The organism is Comamonas sp. 17RB, assembly GCF_030056555.1.
In the GTDB taxonomy this organism is placed as follows: domain Bacteria; phylum Pseudomonadota; class Gammaproteobacteria; order Burkholderiales; family Burkholderiaceae_C; genus Comamonas; species Comamonas terrigena.
Genome location: NZ_JASHHY010000004.1, coordinates 40,363 through 61,249 on the forward strand (window position 1 = coordinate 40,363; position 20,887 = coordinate 61,249).

Annotated in this window: 17 protein-coding genes; 4 read left to right on the top strand and 13 right to left on the bottom strand. The window is 55.7% G+C overall.

Annotation, left to right across the window (positions count from 1 at the left end; translation table 11 throughout):
- Positions 1-4: 4 nt before the first annotated feature.
- On the bottom strand, positions 5-1,699 hold the full coding sequence (locus QM470_RS08475) for a PHA/PHB synthase family protein (protein WP_283338914.1): 1,695 nt from the start codon (positions 1,697-1,699) through the stop codon (positions 5-7).
- Positions 1,700-1,910: 211 nt separating this feature from the next.
- Here QM470_RS08475 and QM470_RS08480 point away from each other — a divergent pair, with 211 nt between their 5' ends.
- On the top strand, positions 1,911-2,270 hold the full coding sequence (locus QM470_RS08480) for a hypothetical protein (protein ID WP_283338915.1): 360 nt from the start codon (positions 1,911-1,913) through the stop codon (positions 2,268-2,270).
- 194 nt (positions 2,271-2,464) lie between these two features.
- Here the strand turns inward: QM470_RS08480 and QM470_RS08485 are convergent, their stop codons facing one another.
- A complete protein-coding gene (locus tag QM470_RS08485) occupies positions 2,465-3,364 on the bottom strand; it encodes a purine nucleoside phosphorylase YfiH/LACC1 family protein (protein ID WP_283338916.1) in 900 nt (299 codons plus the stop codon).
- A 77-nt stretch (positions 3,365-3,441) separates the two neighbouring features.
- Positions 3,442-4,113: a maleylacetoacetate isomerase gene (gene maiA, locus QM470_RS08490; RefSeq protein WP_283338917.1), complete on the bottom strand. Its 672-nt coding sequence runs from the start codon at positions 4,111-4,113 to the stop codon at positions 3,442-3,444.
- Between the two features lie 138 nt (positions 4,114-4,251).
- On the opposite strand from maiA, the gene QM470_RS08495 reads away from it, so the two are divergent.
- The gene (locus QM470_RS08495; RefSeq protein ID WP_280000892.1) at positions 4,252-4,953 is read left to right on the top strand and encodes a fumarylacetoacetate hydrolase family protein; all 702 of its coding nucleotides are present in this window, start codon (positions 4,252-4,254) and stop codon (positions 4,951-4,953) included.
- Between the two features lie 217 nt (positions 4,954-5,170).
- The gene (locus QM470_RS08500) at positions 5,171-5,725 is read left to right on the top strand and encodes an NUDIX hydrolase (protein ID WP_283338918.1); all 555 of its coding nucleotides are present in this window, start codon (positions 5,171-5,173) and stop codon (positions 5,723-5,725) included.
- A gap of 176 nt (positions 5,726-5,901) precedes the next feature.
- On the opposite strand, the gene QM470_RS08505 is transcribed toward QM470_RS08500, so the two are convergent.
- Positions 5,902-6,714 carry an SOS response-associated peptidase gene (locus QM470_RS08505; protein ID WP_283338919.1) on the bottom strand — a complete coding sequence of 271 codons (813 nt, stop codon included), beginning with the start codon at positions 6,712-6,714 and terminating at the stop codon, positions 5,902-5,904.
- A gap of 184 nt (positions 6,715-6,898) precedes the next feature.
- Here QM470_RS08505 and QM470_RS08510 point away from each other — a divergent pair, with 184 nt between their 5' ends.
- Positions 6,899-9,607 (top strand): chemotaxis protein CheW, encoded by a 2,709-nt coding sequence (locus QM470_RS08510; RefSeq protein ID WP_283338920.1) that lies wholly within the window; start codon positions 6,899-6,901, stop codon positions 9,605-9,607.
- Between the two features lie 18 nt (positions 9,608-9,625).
- Here QM470_RS08510 and QM470_RS08515 read toward each other — a convergent pair whose 3' ends face one another.
- From QM470_RS08515 to QM470_RS08555, 9 genes are all read right to left on the bottom strand, one after another.
- Positions 9,626-9,970, bottom strand: coding sequence for a hypothetical protein (locus QM470_RS08515; protein WP_283338921.1), 345 nt, complete (start codon positions 9,968-9,970; stop codon positions 9,626-9,628).
- Positions 9,967-11,352 carry a cytochrome P450 gene (locus QM470_RS08520; RefSeq protein WP_283338922.1) on the bottom strand — a complete coding sequence of 462 codons (1,386 nt, stop codon included), beginning with the start codon at positions 11,350-11,352 and terminating at the stop codon, positions 9,967-9,969. The genes QM470_RS08515 and QM470_RS08520 overlap by 4 nt, the downstream gene beginning before the upstream one ends.
- Positions 11,349-12,557, bottom strand: a complete 1,209-nt coding sequence (locus QM470_RS08525) for a hypothetical protein (protein ID WP_283338923.1) — start codon at positions 12,555-12,557, stop codon at positions 11,349-11,351. The genes QM470_RS08520 and QM470_RS08525 overlap by 4 nt, the downstream gene beginning before the upstream one ends.
- A complete protein-coding gene (locus tag QM470_RS08530; RefSeq protein WP_283338924.1) occupies positions 12,558-14,024 on the bottom strand; it encodes a capsule polysaccharide biogenesis protein in 1,467 nt (488 codons plus the stop codon). It abuts the gene before it with no gap.
- Positions 14,025-14,061: 37 nt separating this feature from the next.
- Complete coding sequence (locus QM470_RS08535; RefSeq protein ID WP_283338925.1) at positions 14,062-16,152, bottom strand: capsule polysaccharide biogenesis protein; 2,091 nt, start codon at positions 16,150-16,152, stop codon at positions 14,062-14,064.
- 1 nt (position 16,153) lies between these two features.
- Positions 16,154-17,131 (bottom strand): KpsF/GutQ family sugar-phosphate isomerase, encoded by a 978-nt coding sequence (locus QM470_RS08540; protein WP_283339174.1) that lies wholly within the window; start codon positions 17,129-17,131, stop codon positions 16,154-16,156.
- A 31-nt stretch (positions 17,132-17,162) separates the two neighbouring features.
- Positions 17,163-18,503, bottom strand: coding sequence for a 3-deoxy-manno-octulosonate cytidylyltransferase (gene kdsB, locus QM470_RS08545; RefSeq protein WP_283338926.1), 1,341 nt, complete (start codon positions 18,501-18,503; stop codon positions 17,163-17,165).
- 63 nt (positions 18,504-18,566) lie between these two features.
- On the bottom strand, positions 18,567-19,394 hold the full coding sequence (kdsA, locus tag QM470_RS08550; protein WP_283338927.1) for a 3-deoxy-8-phosphooctulonate synthase: 828 nt from the start codon (positions 19,392-19,394) through the stop codon (positions 18,567-18,569).
- A gap of 15 nt (positions 19,395-19,409) precedes the next feature.
- Positions 19,410-20,882 (bottom strand): acyltransferase, encoded by a 1,473-nt coding sequence (locus tag QM470_RS08555; RefSeq protein WP_283338928.1) that lies wholly within the window; start codon positions 20,880-20,882, stop codon positions 19,410-19,412.
- Positions 20,883-20,887: the final 5 nt, after the last annotated feature.

Sequence of the window (20,887 nt, forward strand, 5' to 3'; positions counted from 1 at the left end):
AACCTCAGGCTTTTTGCAGCACGTAGCTGCCGGGTGCTGGCATGCGTTCCTTGTATTTGGTGCCTTGACCGTAGCGCTTGGGCGCAGCAATTTGCTTGCCAGCGTGGCCTTTGAGCCAGCCGGCCCAGTCTTCCCACCAACTGCCGGGCTGCTCTTGCGCCCCTTCCAGCCACTGGGCCTGGGTGGGCGGCAGTGCACCGTCCTCCCGGATCCAGTGGCTGCGCTTTTTCTTGGCAGGCGGGTTGATCACCCCCGCAATGTGACCGGAGGCTCCCATCACAAAGCGCTTGGGGCCGGGCAGGACCTGGGTGGACGCATAGGACGCGGTGATGGGCACAATATGGTCTTCGCGTGACCCGTAGACATACACCGGCAGCTTGAGCTTGCGCAGGTCGATCTGCTCGCCGCACACGGTCAGCCTGTTGGGCTGCACCATGTTGTTCTCCAGATAGAAGTTGCGCAGATACCAGGCGTACCACGGACCCGGCAGATTGGTGCAGTCGCTGTTCCAGTACAGCAGATCGAACGCGGGAGGGGTTTCACCCTTCAGGTAGTTGCCCACCACGTAATTCCAGACCAGGTCATTGGGACGCAGGAAACTGAAGGTGGACGCCAGGTCCTGACCGGCCATCAGCCCGCCCTGCCCCATCTGCATCTCGCGGTATTTGACGAAGTTCTCGTCGATAAACAGATCCAGGATGCCGGTGTCCTGGAAGTCGATCAGCGTGGTCAGGAAGGTGGCGCTGGCCACCGGGTGCTCTCCGCGCGCGGCCAGCACTGCCAGGCCGGTGGCCAGCATGGTGCCTCCCACACAGAAACCCAGCGCGTTGATCTTGGGTGCATCGGCGATCTCCTGCACCACGGCAATGGCGCGCAGGATGGCTTCTTCGATGTAGTTGTCCCAGGTGCGGTCGCCCATGGCCGCATCGGGGTTGCGCCAGCTCACCACGAAGGTGCGGTGCCCCTCGCTGACGGCATAGCGGATCAATGAATTGTCGGGCTGCAAATCCAGGATGTAGTACTTGTTGATGCAGGGAGGCACCATCAGGAAGGGGCGCTCGTGCACCTTGGCCGTCAGCGGCTTGTACTCGATCAGCTGAAAGTACTCGTTCTCATACACCACCGCGCCTTCGGTGGTGGCCACGTTCTTGCCCACCTCGAACACGCTTTCGTCCGTCATGGACACATGGCCCTGCTGGATGTCGTGCAGCAGATTCTGCACGCCCTTGGCGATGCTCTCTCCACGCGTTTCGATGGCTTTTTGCTGGGCATCGGGGTTCAGCGCCAGAAAGTTGCTGGGCGCCATGGCCGCCACCCACTGCTCCACGGCAAAGCGGATGCGCTGGCGGGTCTTTTCGTCCGCCTGCACCGAATCGGCCATGCCGGTCAGCACCTTGGCGTTGAGCGCATAGCTGGCAGCCGAGAACGCCGCCAGCGGGTTGTGCTCCCAGGGTGCGGCGCTGAAGCGCTTGTCCTTGGGCACGGGTGCCTTCATACCGGCGGCCCACAAGGCCGTGGCTTCCCGCACGTATTCCTGCTGCAGCGCCTGCAGCTTGCCCGGCTCGAACTGCACCGACGGTACGGCGCCGGGCGCCTTGGGATCGATCTGCTGGAATGACTGCAGGGTCTTGGCCCAATGCTCGCCAAAGAACTGCTGGAAAGCCTGGGCGCTTTGGCCCCAGATAGGTTCAGAATTCATGCCTGCCTTGTCCCCTTGGTGTTGCTGTCGCTGTCAGCCCGCATGCCATGTGTCGCCAACGGGCTTGCATCCATTGTTGCCGAGGCGGCAGGCGCTGACAACGCAACCCAGCGCCGCACTGTGCCTTGCTTGGAGGGACGTTGACAGACATCAAGCCAGATTCACGGCATTTTCGGGTGTGCATACCGCCCTCTGCCCTATGCTTGGCGCCATGTATCTGATCCTGATTGCCTGGTTTTACGTCACCTTGATGATGGCCATTGCCGAAGCCAGCAACCCCGTGGGTTCGGTGCTGGGTGGCATCGTGACGTTTGTGCTGTATGGCCTGCTCCCCATGGCCATCGTGGGCTACATCATGGCCACGCCCGAGCGAAAACGCCGCTTGAAAGCCCGGCGCGAAGCCGAGCAGCAAGCCTGGGATGCTGCCCAGGAGCCACCTGCAACCAACACCAAGTCCACGCCGACCGGAACGATCGAGACGCCGGCCACGGCGGGCATTGACTCCACACCCGTCTTCCCTGCCGAAGCGCGGCCAGCGAACGCTACCGCCCCGACAGAACAGCACCCCTGAAAGACGGACGCCGACCAACGGCATGCTACTTGCAGCGCGCACGCCACAGTCTGTCCAGGCCACCCAGCCAAGTTGCAAGCAATTGAAAACTGTGCGTACCCACCGGCGCAGGGCAGCCAATCAATCGCGGCGATCACGCCCCAAAGCACCGCCACGGTGTCCGGGGTAGCCCGGCCGACTGGGCATGACGGCCGTCAGCTTCGCGCTGCAGACGTTTGCCCGTCCAGCCAGATGCATGCTGCCATCCGTCCCGTGCTACCTAGCACCGCAGCATCACGGCGGTGGGAAAAAAAGCGGGTGCTGTCGGTGACCGTGCACCAGGGCGTGCTGCCGTCATTTCCGTAGATGCCCGTCAGACCCAGCGCCTGCAGCCGCTGGCGGGCCAGTCCTGGCAGGTTGGCCCACCATTTTCCCGACACCGCGCCGGGTGTGAAGCAACTGGCCGCTTGCGCGGATGCGGTGACGAACGCCTGGCGGACTTCGCTGCCCACCTCGAACGCCGTGGGGCCGATGCACGGCCCCAGCCAGACCTGGGTATCGGCTGCGATGGCAGCCACCGTCTGAACCGACATCGCTTCAGCAGCATGTGGCAGGGCTGCAGACGCCGGATGCGCCTGGCGTGCCTGTACCTGCCTTGCAAAACGGGCAAACACCGTCTCCAGTACGCCCACACCGTCCTGCCCCACCAGTCCGCGCCACCCTGCATGAGCTGCGGCCACCACCGGCACATGGCGGTGGGCCAGCAGCACCGGCAGGCAATCGGCCACCATGATGGTGCACACCGCATCCGGCTGATCGCTCACGCAGGCGTCTGCTGCGACTCCGTCGGCGGTGTGAGCATGCAATGCCTCCACATCGCAGCCATGCACCTGCTGCAAGAACACCGGGCGCGCTCCAGGGCTGCTGCGCTGGATGGCTTCGGTCAGGATGTGGCGGTTGGCGGCCACAGCGGCAGAGTCGTCGCGCACATGGTCGCCCAGGTTCAGGCTGTCAAACGGGGCTTGGCTCACCCCGCCTGCACGGGTGGTGAACAGGGTTTGTACACCCGCGATCTGCGGCCATTCAGGCGCCAGCCAGGGGTGGGACACAGGCATCATCGCACTCTCACGCATCGTCGTTCTTCTCGTTCACACACCACATTCAAGCTCCATACTCGGTGCAACACCGCCGTTCAGGCCTGTGCATCCGGGCAGGCCGAGGGCTGCGCCGCTTGCACGGCGGACTGCGCCAGCGCGGCGTCATAAGCGGCCAGGGTGGCAGGCAGGCCGTCCAGGGGCACGCCAAAGCGCTGGGCATTGAAGATCTGCGGCACCAGACAGCAGTCGGCCAAAGTCAGGCTGTCGCCCCAGCACAGCGTGGACGGAGCCATACCCAGGCGCGCGCGCTCGGTCGCCAGCAATGCCAGCTCGCGCTCGAAAGCCTCCAGGCCCTGGCGCACCCAGTGGTGGTACCACAGGTTCTTGGTGTCGTCGCTCAAACCGCCTTCGTGCACCAGCCAGCGCAGCACCCGCAGATTGTTCAAAGGGTGGATATCGCAAGCCACCATCTGCGCCAGACCGCGGATGCGTGCACGGGCCAGCGCATCGCCTGGCAGCAGGCTGGGCTGGGGATGGGTCTCGTCCAGGTACTCAATGATGGCCATGGACTGGTTCAACCAGGCGGTACCGCCGCCAATATCCAGAGCCGGCACCAGGCTGTCCCCCATGTGCGCCAGGTAATCCGGCGCCCGCTGCGCGCCGTGTACCAGGTGCACGGCGTGGTAGTCATACGGCAGCCCCTTGTGTGCCAGAGCAATGCGCACACGGAACGAGGCCGAGGAGCGGAAGTAGTTGTAGAGCTGCATGGGCCGCAGCATAGCGCAGGCCGTGTCGCCTTTTGGGCTGCACCGTGCTGGCGCCGTGGCACACTGCAAGCAGGGCAGAAAAGCCGCAGCGCCACTTTGCCCGTGCCCCGAGACAACACGCTAGATTGACCAACAACCATGTCCCAACAGTACGTTCTCCCCCCTGCTCCTGTTGCCAGCCTGCCCGTCACCGGCAGCGAAGCGCTTTTTCCCGTGCACCGCGTCTACTGCGTGGGCCGCAACTACGCCGAACACGCCAAGGAAATGGGCTTCACCGGCCGCGAGGCGCCGTTCTTCTTCATGAAGCCGGCCGATGCCGTGCTGCCCGTGCCCGCAGGCCAAACGGTGGACATGCCCTACCCCACGCTGACCGACAACCTGCACCACGAGATCGAACTGGTGGTGGCCATTGGCAAGGGTGGTAAGGACATTCCCGTGGCCCAGGCGCTGGAGCATATCTACGGCTACGCCGTGGGCCTGGACATGACACGCCGCGACCTGCAAGGCGAGATGAAGAAGCAGGGCCGTCCCTGGTGCATCGGCAAGGGCTTCGACTACAGTGCTCCCATCGGCCCCATCACGCCAGTCGCCCAAGCGGGTGACGTCACCACTGCCGGCATCTGGCTGCAGGTGAACGACGCCGACCGCCAGCGAAGCAATGTGGACCAGTTGATCTGGAACATTGCCGAGACCGTGGCCATCCTGTCGCAAGCCTGGGAGCTGCAACCCGGCGACCTGATCATGACCGGCACGCCCGAAGGCGTGGGTGCCGTGGTGCGTGGCGATGTGATGGCCGGCGGCGTGGACGGACTGGAGTCCATCCGCGTGCGCGTGGCGTAAACGCGGCCCACCCTGGAGACGTCGTTGCGAAGCTGAGCGTACCGTCCCGTGCGTCTGCGGCTTCGTGCGGCGTCTTTATGGTGCACCGGCGATCCCTGCGATCTGCCGGGCCCCGCGGCCCATTTGGGCACATCAACGCAGCCGATAACTCCTGTTTCCATAGCTACCAATACTCACGCAGCAAGCATCACAGCCCCACTTCCCCTATATTCCAGACATGACCTTGCGCAGCCCCATCAAGTTCTGCCGTGAATGCGGCCATGCCGTGACCTATCGCGTGCCCGACGACGGCGACACGCGTGCCCGCGCCGTGTGCCCGCAATGCGCCACCATCCACTACGAGAACCCGCTGAACGTGGTAGGTACCATTCCCGTGCTGGCCGATGGCCGCGTGCTGCTGTGCAAGCGCAATATCGAGCCACGCTGGGGCAAATGGACGCTGCCGGCGGGTTTCATGGAACTGGATGAAACCACCAGCCAGGGCGCAGCACGCGAGACGGATGAGGAAGCCGGCGCCCAGATCCGCATGGGGCGGCTGTTTTCGGTCATCAATGTGCCGCGCGTAGGCCAGGTGCACCTGTTCTACACCGCCGAAGTGCTGAGCGAAGCACTCAACCCAGGGCCGGAAACCATTGAGGCACGGTTCTTCCGCGAAGAAGATATTCCCTGGGACGAAATTGCTTTTCGCACCGTGAGCAACACGCTGCAGCGCTGGTTTGCCGACCGCGACAACGGCATGAGCGACCAAGTACACGCCATCGATCTGGTCTGATTCCCCTCACGCAACCGTCTGCACAAGCCCGCAGGAATGCCCCGGGCTTTTTCATGTCCGGCCACCCAACGGCGGGCATTGCCCTGGGTGCACCGTCGTAGGAACTTCGCAATCTGGCGGGAACGGCCGCGGTACAGGGTGCATGTGCGGGCCCCTTACCGCGTTGAATGGCCTCTTCAGCCCAGCCAGCCCTTGGGCTTTTTGTCCTGCTTGCGCTCCACCGGGTTGGCCGTCAACCAGTTGGAAGGATAGGCACGCAAAAACTCGCGCGCCTTGTCCTGGCGGGCAGTCAGCCAGGCATCGTACGAGCCTTCGTTCAGAATCGCCGGCATGCGCTTTTCGCTGCCCGGGTGCTGGTAGCGGTGCATCAGTGCATGGCTGTTGGCGTTCACAGTCAGCATGGCGTAGCTGATCAGTTCCGCGCCGCTGTCCGGATCCTGCCAGCGGGACCACACTCCGGCCACGCCCATGGGCTCGCCATCCACGCGCGAGATGCGGGTGGACACCGGTTTTCCGCTGCGCAGATCGTCCTCGAAGAACGCCTGCATCGGAATGATGCAGCGCTGCCCGGCCAGCCAGGCATCGCGATAGGCCTGCACGGTGGATACCGTGTCGTTGCGCGCCACCAATTGCTTGGGCGCACGCAGTCGGGCATCGGATGCGGATTTGACCCAGTGCGCCACAAAACCGAACTGTGCCGGCACCCATTCGCGCTGCACGGGAGGGGCCTTGGGTTTGGCCGCAGGCACCGCATCGGCGGCAGCCGCCACGGTCGACTCCAGAAGGGGCGCTGCTTCGGCAGCACCACCGGCCACGGACACCACATCGGCCACCGCAGCGTCCGACAGGACGGGCTGTGCCACGGCACGGACCATGCCGCTGAGACGGTTGGCACGGACCAGGCGCTCCGCAGGCACCTCCACAGGACTCACTTTGAAGAAGGCGGCGTAATCGCCCGGCTGGGGCAGGTTTTCATACTGGGAACTCATAGGCGCAGATGGTAAGGGTCTTGGCGGCGCCCGAACACGGCACGGCGACAAAAACCGCGAGATCACCTTGCGCATGCTGCTGACATTGCTGGCAGTTTCTTGACATGGGTTTACCCCAGGCCCGGCTTTTGCTGATGCAGATCACGCGTACCGAGGCACACACCAACAAGAGACAAGGACCCGTATGACGACTCCCAGCCACCATGCCGCCGCATCTTCTGCCGCCCCCCAGCTGCACACCGATGCCTTCATCCCTTATATGCGGAATGTCACGCGCTGCGAGGCTTCGCTGCGCGAGCTGAACCTGATGTGGCGGCTGATCGAGTCATCTGCCAAGATGAACTGCCCACAGGAAGCCCATGCCATCCTTCCGATGATGGCCGCCACGCGTGCCGGCTTTGAGCAGCTGGAACAGGATCTGGTGCACTCCATGGTGCACCAGTCCGTCACCGGGGTGATGGCCGCCCTGGCCACGCAGGCCCAGAACGTGATCGATACCCTGGTGCGCAACCTGTACGAGCGCACGGCCGACGTGGGCTTTCTGGCCACCGACAGCATGCTCTGCCGCTACGTGGCCGGCCTGGCCGACGGTGTGGGCGTGCAGGAGCGCCTGCGCGCTTACCGCAGCAAATACACGGTCTATAACGAGATCTTGCTCGTAGGCCTGGACGGAACGGTGCTGGCCCAGACCGATGGCGACTCTCCCGTGGAAGGCAGCCAGGACCCACTGCTGGCGCGCACGCTGCAAAGCAGCAGCTATGTGGAAACCTTCCGCGCCACCGACCTGCGCCCCCACCAGACCCACGCGCTAATCTATTCTCAGCGCATGCTGCACCCACAGACGGGTGAGCCCATTGGCGTGCTGTGCCTCAGCTTTGACTTCGATGGCGAAATGCGCGGCATCTTCGGTGCACGCGCCGCTGGCCTGCAAGGCAGCAACAATGGCGTGCGCAGCGTGGGCCTGCTGGTCAATGGCAGCGGCCTGGTGCTGGCCAGCAGCGATCCGCACTGGATTGGTGCCGACAGCCCCGTCCCGACGTACCACAACAGTGCGCCAAATCTGCACATCCATGCGGGACGCACCTACCTAGTGCAGACCGCCGCATCTGCAGGCTACCAGGGCTACCCTGGCCCTGAAGGCTGGCAAGGCCAGATCATGATTCCGGTGGAGCAGGCCTTTGCCAACCAGAGCCAGCATCTGCTGGAACAGCTGGACCCCTATGTGGCACAGGGTCTGTTGGCGCATGCCCACCGTTTTTGCCCGCCGCTGCATGCCATCATCACGGCGGCGGACACCATTCGCCGCGTGGTCTGGAACGGCCAGGTGATGACCGCCGGCGACACACCCGACAACGGCAGCGACGGCACCCGTCTGCAGGCCGTGCTGGAACAGATCGGCGAGACCGGGGCACGCACCAACGAGGTGTTCACCCAGTCCATTCGCGCGCTGTACGACACGGTGCTGAATGCTGCCCTGCGCGACAACACCCTGCTCAGCCGCCTGCTGGTGGACCTGCTGGACCGCAACCTGTACGAGCGCGCCAACGATTGCCGCTGGTGGGCACTGACGCCCCAGTTGCCTGCGCTGCTGCTGGCCGTGCAACGCGGACAGGCCACAGACACCCAGGTGCAGCAGGTCTGCACCCAGCTCAGCCACATACACAGCCTCTACACCGTCTACAGCCAGTTGGTGGTGTACGACCGCAGCGGCCGCATCGTGGCCACCAGCTTGCGGGGCGAAACACCCGCAGGAGCACCTGCCGGCTGGCAGAAAACCACCGACGACGTCCTGCAGCATCCACTGCTGGGCCAGAGCATCGAGGCCGACACACTCACCCAGGTACTGGCCCTGTCCGGCCCGCAGGCCTACCACGTCAGCCCCTGGCGGCCCAGCGCCCTCGAAAGCAGCCAGGCACCCACCTACGCCTACCACGCAGCCTTGCGCAGCGAAGACGGGCAGGTGCTTGGCGGCATCGGTTTGGTCTTCAATGCCGAACGCGAGCTGCAATCCATGCTGGACAGCGCCGCGCCGCACAACGCGGCCTCCGCTGACAGCGCCACCCGCGTGCTCTACCTGGACCGCCTGGGTCAGGTGCTGGCCTCCACCGACACGGCCCAGCCTGTGGGCAGCCGCATGCCCCTGCCTGCCGATCTCCTGCAGTTGCCTGCAGGCCAGAGCGCCGCACGCGCCATGGTGCATGCCGGCCAGTACTGCATCGTGGCCGCCACGGCAGGCAGTGGCTACCGTGAATTCAAGCGCAGCGACGGCTACCGCGAAGAGGTGCTGGCCGTGGCCGTCCAGCCTTTCGGGGCCGAACAGGAAGATGCCATCGCCGCCGTGCGCCGCCGCAGCACCTATATCGACTCCATGGCGCCTGCCCAGGGCGGACAGCACCAGTTGCGCGAGATGGCCACTTTCTTCGTCGGCAGCAGCCTGATGGCTCTGGACGCCGCCTGCGTGCTCGAAGCACTTCCGGCTGCGGCCATTGCCCCAGTGTCGGCCGGCCGCATTCCCCACTGTGTGGGCACCATGGCCCGCCGCAGCCGCGGTGCGCTGACCGGTTATGTCTGGGTGTTCGACCTGAACGCCCTGCTGCACGGCAAACCCACCCGCGTCACCGCGCAAAGCCAGGTCGTCGTGCTGGAGCATGCCGGCCGCCGCCTGGGCCTGCTGGTCAGCGACCTGCAGGGCGTGGCCCGCTTTGCCGACAGCCAGGTCATTCCTGCGCCCGCCATGGCCCCCTCCCAGCACCGGCTGGTGGATGCCCTGGTCAAGGCCAACGGCGGCAGCCTGCTGATCCAGTGCCTGAGTGCAGCGGCCTTGCTGCACACGCTGCAGGGGCAGGCGAATGGCACTGCAGCGTCTGTTAGCAATGGCTTGCCCACCGCCTGACATCGTTGCCTGAACGGCTTAGTCGATCGTGCGCTTTTCAAGCCCCTTGCGCAGGGCCAGATCTACGATGGGCTGCTCTCTCTTGTTCGCCCTCTGACAATGATTCTGTTGAAAATGGTCAGTAAACCAGATGACAAAACGTGCCCAGCGTTTTTCACGCGCCCGCCATGCATGGGATGACACGCTCTCCCAAGCGTAGCCATTGAACACTGTCGCATTGACGAAATGATCGAGGGCGCGCACGCCGGCTCGCCCTCGCTCGGTGTTCCCACACAACCCAACCCACCACAGCACCAGATACCCCATGATCGCCATAGGAACCATGGCACACATCAGAGCAAAACCTGCTAAACGCTCTTTCACCCACTGATCCTTTTACGCAACAGAATTCGGACACCATTTTCCGAACGAATCGTCAAACGCCCCACTGGCTGCGGCTCATGCCCCTCCACAGGCAGCAACTCGTAGCGGCGCAGAAGACAGGCCAGAATCAACACTGCCTCTTGCAATGCAAACGCAGCCCCTAAACAAACGCGCGGCCCCATGCTAAAAGGCATGTAGGTGTGTTTGATCGCCTGCTTGCTCTCTTCACGGTCGAATCGATCTGGGTCGAATGCATCTGGGTTCTGCCACCATTTGCGGTGTCGCTGTAGCAGCCATGGAGCAATTACCACCGTACTTCCCGCCTTGACCTGTTTACCGCGGATAGGGCAGCCTTGTGCGCTCTCCCGAGCAAAAAATCCAACCGGCGGAAAAAGGCGCAAAGATTCACGAAAAATGTTCCAAAGAAGAGGGAGATTTTTCATGTCAGGCTGCTCTGGCTCACGCTCGCCAAGCAAGCTTTGAACCTGGCTAAAAGCCCGCCCTTGAATATCGGGAGATTTGGCCAACAAATGGCAAGTCCACGTCAACGCGCTGGCGGAGGTTTCATGCCCTGCCAAAAACAGCATGGCCACCTGGTTGATCAGCTCTTCAAAAGAGAACGGCTCACCAGTCTGCGGATCTCGTGCACGCATGAACGCAGTCAAGATATCTTCTGGCCCTTGATCTTCGCCGCGCGCATATGCCTCATAGCGAGGACGAACCATCTCCACCAACAGAGTCCTGATTTCCTTGGCTGCCTGATTGCTCTGCCACTTCAGCCATGGAAGCCGCAACCAGCGCACACCAAACAGGGCTGGCAACATGAGCTTGGGAGCCAATGCTTGGTAACGTGCAAAGGCATCAAAGACCCGGTGGGCATCAGCACCCTGCAGAGGGGTTGAAAAAATCGTGCGGAAAATGATATCAGCGGTGACATGTGACATCTCCACTTCAATGTCATACGCCACGTCATTTTCCAGCGCATCCAAGCGTTCCAACATGGCATTCGCTGCACCCAGCATACGTGGAAAAGCAACATTCAAACGCGCCTGCTCAAAGGCAGGATTCATCATAGTCCGCTGACGCTGCCACTGTGCCCCATTGGTGGTGAACAGACTGTCTCCGAGCAAAGGCTCCAGCGATTCATGCATCAGATGGCTTTTAGGAAAATCCTGTGCCTCGGTATGCATGACTTTTTTAATCTCTTGCGAGTCATTGACCATGTAGAGATCAACGCCGGGCAAATGAACCTCTCCCATTTGCATGCTATAGCTTCGCTCGTACAGCGCATCCAACCATGAACGGCGTGCGTGCCAGAACAAGCTCAGCTTGGATGCTTTCTCAGAATGAGGCTTTGGATAAGCAGGGCAAAACAGTGTCATCGAACCAATCTCTTCTCAATAAAATCTGGTAGCGACTCTTTACACGTGAGCAGCTTAAAATAATCGTATGCACCGGATAACTCCGATGCCATCAAATATTGGAAATGCATCCGCATCTTGTTGCGCCTTATCCAGCGGTAAGAAGATGGTCTGAACAGCTTGTGAAAACGTGGGGTACACATACTTCTAGGGTTGACGCACCCTTCTAAAGCCCTGCAGTCCTGCTTGGGAAAACTCAACGCCAGCAGATCACACATCCCAAAGCTTACACTGTCGCCAGGAGATGAAATATCGACCCAATAAGAACTCTCATCTTTAGCTAACTCAACTAAATTGCGGCGCATCCTGTCCGCTCCTGGCATAAGCGAGAATAATGGAATGCAATTGCCCAGTGTCAGTAAATTGATTTTTTGTTTAGGACAACCTTTTGAAATAAATTCTTCACGTATCGTTTGTACAAAAGAAACCGCTACAGCGCTACCGACGCTAAAACCAATTACAACCAGTTCTTTGTAGTCGCCTGAAATTATCTGTCTCGCAACAATGTTTGCGGTTCTCTTGAAGCGATCATCAACCTCATGCAATGAACTTTCTGCTTCTCTTCTTGAGAAATTCAATATTCTAAGCAACCAGCTAACATGTATTCTCTTATCAATGGCATACCCTGCCCATAGAAAAATGGAACCAAGCAATATACCGCCTGTAAAGCCTCCCCATCCCGGATTGATTTTATACAATACTGTCATTGCAATGCATGCAAGCACCAAGCAAAGCAGCATACACATCAATGGGTAGGCCAACGTCCAGATTGCATAGGGTGTTGCCTTCAGCAATGGGCTCAATACATTTTTATTGCGGAATATCAAGCAATACGTTTTCAGCCCCTGCCATACAACATCTGCAATTCTTGAGTCCCAACTCTGGCGCACCAAATCTGACCAATCTACAAAAACATAATCACTGGATTTGCCTCGATCATTGCTAATGGTCCATTGGGAGTGAAGAAGTCCTTCTTTTAATCCGGGCTCCCAACGGTGGCGACTGCCTACTTTGTAACTTTCCTGCGATACTTCGCCCTGCTTCAAGGATTCACGCTGCATCATCTGGTGATAATGCCGCGCACCGCGTGGATCATATCCACCGACAAAAAGTATTAACCGGTCATTTTTTGAAGGCAACTCAGCCTTTTCTTGCTGGTACAGCATCTAGGATTCCATGCTCAAAGTGCCCTGCTCTTCGAAATTTCGTTGACGCCGAGCAGATGCGGCAAGCAATACGCCATCAGAAGGCATTTCCGCCGGAGCCAGCAGCGGTGCCTTTAACGATTGGGACAAAGGCTTTTGGACCGCTGAAACAGCAACCGGCCATAGACGTTCAGCCATTTGACCATCAAGAGCAACACCACACTGCCATTCAACCTGAGACAGCTTCTTGTAAAAACTTCCATTAAGCTGCGTCCGGCGAATAAGTGCTTGTTTGAACCGCTTCAACTCTTCTGCATCAGGAGTTGCCTGTTCACTCATATGCCAAAAATCGCGCAATCGCCCCTGAAAAGTCAATCCAGGCATATCGTACAGGGCAGTTCCGCACACTTTGACGGGTGCACCATGTTTGAGTGCAGACAAACCAACGGTACTATTCACAAGAACCACCCCTCGCGTCGCCTTCAGCAAAGCAGGCAGATGCTGATCATGAATATAAATAATCTTGCCTTCCAAGCCATAACGACGTGTGAGTAGTTTTAGCGCTTTGCCATAATTTCTATGACCGCGGTCCATCGGGTGGTGTTTGAACACCAGCACTGCGTCTGAAATAGAGACGCCGTCCTTTGGCAGAATTTTTTTCCGCTCCTCGATTAATGCTTTGGAAAAAGACCGCATCACATAATCAGCGAAGTTACAGACCGAATCAAAATCAGAATGCACCGTAATTTGCGAATCATTATGTACCTGCAAAGGAATCAAGAAGAACCGGTGACGTAAATCGCCACACAGTTTTTCCTCTATTCCTTTCTCCTTTATCTTGTACCAGAGCTTACGTCCATATGAGAGCCACCAAAAAGGAGCATCCAGCACAGACATTTGGCGGTGATGCAAGGTATTGTTCCAGAACCATTGAGAAAACCAGGAAACAAAAAAATAAAGCATGCCCCAGACCGCAGCATGCCAATACGTGTTCCCAACCGGAATACTGTTTGATTCTTTTTTTATTTTATCTTTGTTAACTTTATTAGTTGCATGAATAGAAATCGCCTGCTGCACAAGCCACGGGCCAAGGCTTTGTGAGAATTCAGAGTTTCCATTTACTCCTACTGGCTCAAAAGTGACATAGTCCGGTCGCAAATATCCCTCTTCAAAAACACCAACGGCGCAACCCAACTCTTGCGCCAAACCTCTTACACAAGCGTGAACAGGCCGACAGTCTCCAAAAAGTATGATTACATCAATATTCTTTTCTTTTATAAATTTTTCTAGGACATCGGGCCATTCAGCCAAACTACCTTTGAAAGAATCAGCGCCCCTCCGGAAAAATATCCAGTCCCCCGCATTGAAATTAAATTTATATACGTCTGCCCCTTTCGATCTCATATCCTTGGATAGATTCCAAAAGAACGGACCGACTGGACCTTGCAGAAAAAGTACTCTCTTACCGTGGAAACTAGACTTACTCATATTTAATTATTATTGCAATATTTTAAAGATTATAAATCTAATTATTAAATGATCTAGATAATACCATCAGCTTCCTAAGCTGACGTCGAAAATAGCCTACGCGTAATTTATCTAAATTCTCGGCGCCGATCAAACGATCACGTTTTTCTATAATTTGATTAAGAACTGCTTCACAATTGGTGTAGCCTTTCAAAACAGGATCCCAATACAAAGGATAGTGCAATAATGCACATGCCACCAGCTCATCCAAGCTCAATGCGCGTGCCCGGCGCGGGATTGGAAGCATGTCTTGAGTCAATCCCCAACCCGCATAGAAAGGGCGTCCATATACCACAACTTGCTTTTCACGCAGCAGTGCATCAAAGCCAGTTAATGATGTCATGGTCACCACCGTATCGCATCTCTCGATACAGCTCACAACGGACGCGCGTATTTCTACATGATCAGCCCATTGCAGCGCTTCAGTCATCGCTAATTTTCCACTGCGATTCCCACTTGCCACATCTGGGTGCGGTTTATACACAATAAAGGCGTTGGGAAACTGCTTGCGTGCAGCGCTTAACAAACCAGCATTCGTATGCACGCCGTTAACACAATCACATCCAAAACGAATGGATGCATCATCCTCGACCTGCCCTGGCACTAAAACAACTTGGCGATTAACATCTTCAACGTCCCACTGCACAGGCATCAAAGGTTCAAGATTATATTTAGTAATACCATGCTGAATAATAGTCCGCCGTACATAATCAGATCGGGAATAATCTTCTGGCGTAAAATTATGCTCATTCAGCAAAATTTCCAATTCGGAAGGCTGGGATGGGTCAAAATAAATCCCCTTTGCGTCCAGCACAAATGACTGTGGAGGAATAAGGTCCGAACCCAGTCCCACTGAGCGTATAAATCCATCCTCCATACGGAGCAAACGCGAACCGCTTTGCTTGGCCAGCTCGGCCAGACCAGCTGGCGGTACCCTGCCCCAGCACACAAGGCAATCACAGTCCTCTGGCAGCAATACCGCTGCAGCTGAAGCGTTTTTTACGAAGATGACCCTGCCGGGATGGAGCGACAGCATGGATCGAACATTGGCAGCTTTCCAACGCCGGAAACCCACCACAATCATGCGTCCACTAAAGCGTTGTGCCATGGCTTGTTGCCGCTGCAGCCATGCCATCACATCAGAAATATCGCCTGCTTGGTGTGTTTCAGGATTCAGATAACGCGTGTACTGCACATATGCCGCTGTAAATAAATCATCTACAGAGCGGCTGATTCCACGCCTTGCGGAACGGCGCAACATGGCGGGGTGATCTGGCTGTCTGTCATCCGTGACACCCCATCCCGCATACCACGGCACACCAAAGCAGCTCACTGGCTTACCTGCCATCAAGGCTTCAAATCCCATGGTGGAGCTGACTACATATACCTTATCCATCTGCTCGATCAAGCTGATTGGATTCACGGCATCGCGTAGAACCACTATGCGCTGGACCAAGTCCGTCTGCAGATTGGTTAGGTAGCCGGCTTTGCGCCCTGACGAGACTTCGGGGTGTGTTTTCACATAAATTGTCGCCTCGGGGTTATCAGACAGCGCGGCTTGCAACATGGTCTGAAAAGAATGTTCATCGCCTCCTCCCAAGGCAACACTCATATCCCCATAGGTTTGATCCACTACCAGCACTCTGGCAACATCACCATCACTTAATTGCTTTGGATTTAATAGTGGCGCATGATTGTATTTACTAAGCTTGGCATGCAGCAGTTGTGTACGCGCGCGATCATTTCCTGCCTTCACAACCTCTTGCAAAGCATCATCGCTATTCAACAGATTTTCCAAACTGCTGGGCTTGGTACAGTCGTAATAAATCCCAAGTTCATCGCGCACCACCGCCAAAGGCGGGTGTGTTTCCCCTGTGCCAAAGGAGCGTAAAAAGCCGTCTTCCAGCGCCACATAAGGCAACCGATGTTTCTTTGCATACCGGCGTGCCGCATGTGTACTGGGCTTCAGTCCCCAGCCTGCAATAGCCGACAAGTGCTTGGCTTTGGAAGTTAACCGAACGTCCTCGCCCAAGAGTTCCGACAAAAAGGGAATTTTGGCTATTCCCTTGGAGACAATACCCAAACTCATCTCAAACCGCAGGCGGAAGCTGAGTCATGCTGTAGATTTGAAGAACGCCTACAGTGCTTCCCTGCGCATCTTGCACAACCAACGCTCCCACTTTCTTTTCTCGCATAAACGCCTCTGCGTCAGCAAAGCGGGTGTTGGCAGCAATCGTCAATGGGTTGGGAGACATTAATTGCGCAGCAGTTAAATTTTTGACCTCGTCTTGCGCTTCAAAAGCTCGTCGCAGATCACCATCGGTAATGATGCCCTTGAGCATTTCTCCACCCATCACCAGCGTCAGCCCCAGGCGGCCATAGGTGATCGAATTCACCACGTCACGGAAAGACGCATCAGGTGCGCACACGGGCAACGGATCCTTGTGCATCACATCGCACACACGGGTCAATAGACGGCGCCCCAAGCTGCCGCCGGGGTGAAAGCGCGCGAAATCCTCCGGCTGAAAATCGCGCTTCACTGTCAGTGCCACCGCCAGTGCGTCGCCCATTGCCAGGGTATTGGTGGTCGAACTGGTGGGTGCAAGGTTGTTCTTGCACGCTTCACGCTCCACTCCTACATCCAACGCCACATGCGAGTACTGAGCCAAGGTGGAATCCATCTTGCCTGTCAGCGCAATCATCTTGTTCTGCTGGTACTGCAGAAACGGGAGCACACGCAGCACTTCTTCCGTTTCACCCGAGTTGGAGATCAGCAGCGCCACATCAATGGGCTTGATCATGCCCAGGTCACCGTGAAATGCCTCACCAGGGTGTACAAAAAAAGCAGGTGTACCTGTGGAAGCCAAGGTAGCAGCGATCTTTTGGCCAATGATGCCGGATTTACCCATACCAACCACTACCACTCGCCCCTGCATAGCCAGAATCAGCTCCACCGCTTCATTAATGCGCGAATCCAAACGGTCACGCATGCGCTTGAGTGCTTCAATCTCTATATCCAGCGTTTCTTGCGCAATAGCCAATGCACCGCAAGCGGCTCCCTCATTCATCTGCATTCTCATTCCTCGCTTCAAACACTTACTACTGCGCCATCTGGCTCATCAAACGGCTGTACCCAGATGCAGATGCCACCACATCCTCTTGGCCCTGCGCCGACAAAATTGCGTCGGCCAGCTCTCTGAACGCCCCATACCCACCGGGTGTGCTTAATGTTGCCGTTGCCGCAGCACGCACATATTGCGGCGCATCAGGTACGGCATAGCTCAGACCACAGACAGCAAAGGCCGGCAAATCAATGCTGTCGTCGCCCAGGCAGGCTGTTTGGGCTGCTGTTACACCAGCTTGTTGCATCAACGCCTGGCACGCAGCAGCCTTGTCCTTGACACCCAGCAAACAAAAGCTCAACCCCAGATCTGCTACCCGCTTGCGCAACACCGGCGAATCACGGCCCGAAAGCACCGCAACGCGTACACCGCTTTCTTCCAGCAACCGCATGCCTAAACCGTCACGCACATGAAATCGCTTCAGCGCCTCACCGGTTGCGTCATAGAACAAACCACCGTCTGTCAGCACCCCGTCCACATCCGGAATCACCAACCGTACGTCGGCCAAGCTTGGTTGCTTCTGTTCAAAAGCTGATATCGTGCCCATCATCAAGGCCCGCACTTGCTCCAGGCATTCAAGGGTGTCCACACCGGGCCCAGTGGGTTCTACCTCAAAGGCGCGAATGCGCAGCCCTGCAGCCAACAAGCGCAGTTGTTCCAGCTTTTCGGCTTTTTCCGCCATAGGCTGTGGCAGTTGCGCATACGTTTGCAGCACTTCACGGCGATAAGCATAAACGCCCACATGCTTGAGGTAGCTCACATGTTCCTTATCGCGGGGATAAGGAATTGGCGAACGGCTGAAATACAGCGCATCCCCGTTGTCGGCCACTACCAGCTTGACCGTATTCGGGCTCTGCGCCTCTTGGGAGTCAATCGGGTGGCACAAAGTCCCAACGGAAACCGCAGCATCTGCCAACATGCCATCCACCAGGCGCTGAACATCGCCGGGACGCACCAAAGGTTCATCGCCCTGCAAGTTCACATAGATATCGGCAGGCAACTGCGCCATCACTTCGGCTAGGCGATCCGTACCGGATGGGTGCTCTGCCGACGTCATCACACTGCGACCACCGAAATCGTGCACCGCAGTCGCAACACGTTCATCATCCGTTGCCACCACCACAGCGTGCACGCCCTGCACTTCGCAGGCACGCTCGTACACATGCTGCACCATTGACTTGCCTGCGATATCGGCCAAAGGCTTGCCAGGCAAGCGCGTGGAACCGTAGCGAGCTGGAATGACAATGACCACTGTGGGTTGACCCAAGCTGTTCACGGCCAAGGGCAAGACTTGCTTTTCTTTAGATTCAAATGTCATCAACGATCAAAACAATAGCTGCTTAAGTTTTACATAAACCCAAGCAGCTTTTTTTATTCTGGATTAGGAAATCTCAATCGGAGCAAAGGATTTGACGAGATCGTCAATCGCTTTCATCTGCTCTAAAAATGGCTCCAACTTGTCCAGCGGCAAAGCACTGGGGCCATCGCACTTGGCTTGGTCGGGGTTGGGATGCGCCTCCAGAAACAGGCCCGCCAACCCTGTAGCCATACCCGCACGCGCCAACTCCACAATCTGCTGCCTGCGCCCACCGGATGCTCCCGCCAGCGCGTCACGCTGTTGCAAGGCATGGGTCACGTCAAAGATGATCGGCAAATCGCCAGTCACCTTTTTCATCACGCCAAAGCCCAGCATATCCACCACCAAGTTGTCATAGCCAAAGCAAGTACCACGGTCGCACAACATCAGTTGATCGTTGCCCGCTTCCTTGAACTTCTCCACGATATTCAGCACTTGCGCTGGGCTTAAGAATTGCGGCTTTTTGATGTTGATGGGCTTGCCGGTTTTGGCCATGGCGACCACCAGATCGGTCTGGCGTGCCAGGAATGCAGGCAATTGCAATACATCCACCACTTCCGCAACAGGCGCAGCCTGCCAGGGCTCGTGAATGTCGGTAATCACCGGTACCCCAAACTCTTTCTTCACCGTTTCAAAAATACGCAGGCCTTCTTCCATACCTGGGCCACGGTAGGAATGGATGGAAGAACGATTGGCTTTGTCAAAACTGGCTTTAAAGACATACGGAATACCAAGCTTGCTGGTGACATTGACATAATACTCAGCACATCTCAGAGAAAAATCCACCCCCTCAAAAACATTAATACCGCCAAACAATATAAATTGCTTTTTATTTCCAATATTTTTAATCATCGCATTACAACCAAATCATAAAAAACTTTTCAAATGCAAACTTCTCTTATCCCATCTATCGTTGTTTTTCTCTAAAAGAGAAGCTTCTTCAACAATTTTTAGAGAATTTTTGAAAAGTCCCATCTTTTCATACGCGATACTCAAATGCCAATAACTCCACATGATTTTCTTATTTTTCAAAATTACCTTTTGACATTCACCAATAACTCTTTCAAAATCCTTTAATATCATGCAACAATTGACAATTTTTAAAGTATAAAAGTAGTTACCATTATTTATCAATAAGATTTGATCTAAATATTTTTTTGCTTCTATAAAATTTTTTTTGCTTAAGTTATGATTTATTAAAAAATCTAAAGAAAACTCATAGTCCTCATTATTTTTCCCAATTATATTCTTTGCCACATCGACAACTACATGCTCTTCGTTTGATTCTAAAAATACTTTAGCACAATGCCTAAGCCAATCTGAATCTGCATTCCCTATAGCTTCGAGCGCCAAATTTTTAGATGCATCGATATCACCCAAATTATAAAGAGCACGAGACCATGTAATCAGTCCCCAATAATCAATTTTTTTTGCACTGACAGCATATTTTTCGAATAATAATTTTATAGAATAAAAATCATTAAACCTCAGATACAAAGATACCAAATACTTCAACAATCCTAAATCAGAATTATTCGCGTCGAATTTTTTTTCAAAACATACAATCTCTTCTCGCGTGGAAGAGTTCTGCAATGCGTAATTCTTAATAAAAAAATCGACCCAAACCTTATCTGGATTATCTTTAACTAAAGCACGAAGTTCTTCTTCAGTCCCTATAAAATCTTGAATCCCGTATGCATCTATTTTCTCTTTATGAAATATTTTCTGAGGCAACCTGTCCCAACTTAGGTCTTCTGAAATTATTTTCGCAGGCGCGCCACCGATAGATATATTTTCTGCATCAAATTTCTTACTGACAACAGATCCAAATGCAATTATTGAATTATTGCGAACATGTGTTCCTTTTGCTATTTTAACACTGCGACCTACCCATATATGGTCACCTAAAAAAATCTCCCCCCCCCAATTTTTTATTGTTAATTCATCATCTTTTTTTCTTATTGAATGTCCATCGCCAACCATCATGGTGATGTCGGCAGAAAACATGCAATCATTACCGATTGTAATTTTCGAATAGTTTTCTTGTGAAATAAGAATTGCATGCCCACAAGAAAATTCCTCTCCAATTTTAACTTTCTGGTGATTCCCATTCTTGATGGTTGCGCCAAAAGAGATCAACCTTTCCGAAGAACCAATTTCAAAAGAAGAATAGCTTGATTCAATAAATAAGGAGCAGCGATCAAGCTTCAAAGGAAGCTTAATTTTCACAGTGTTAAAGTCTCCAACTATCTTTAGGTCAAGTCCAGGAAATTTAAACTTCCTATAATCATGAACCTCGATATGATCTTCTTTATGCAAAAGAATATAATTATCAGCCATATTTT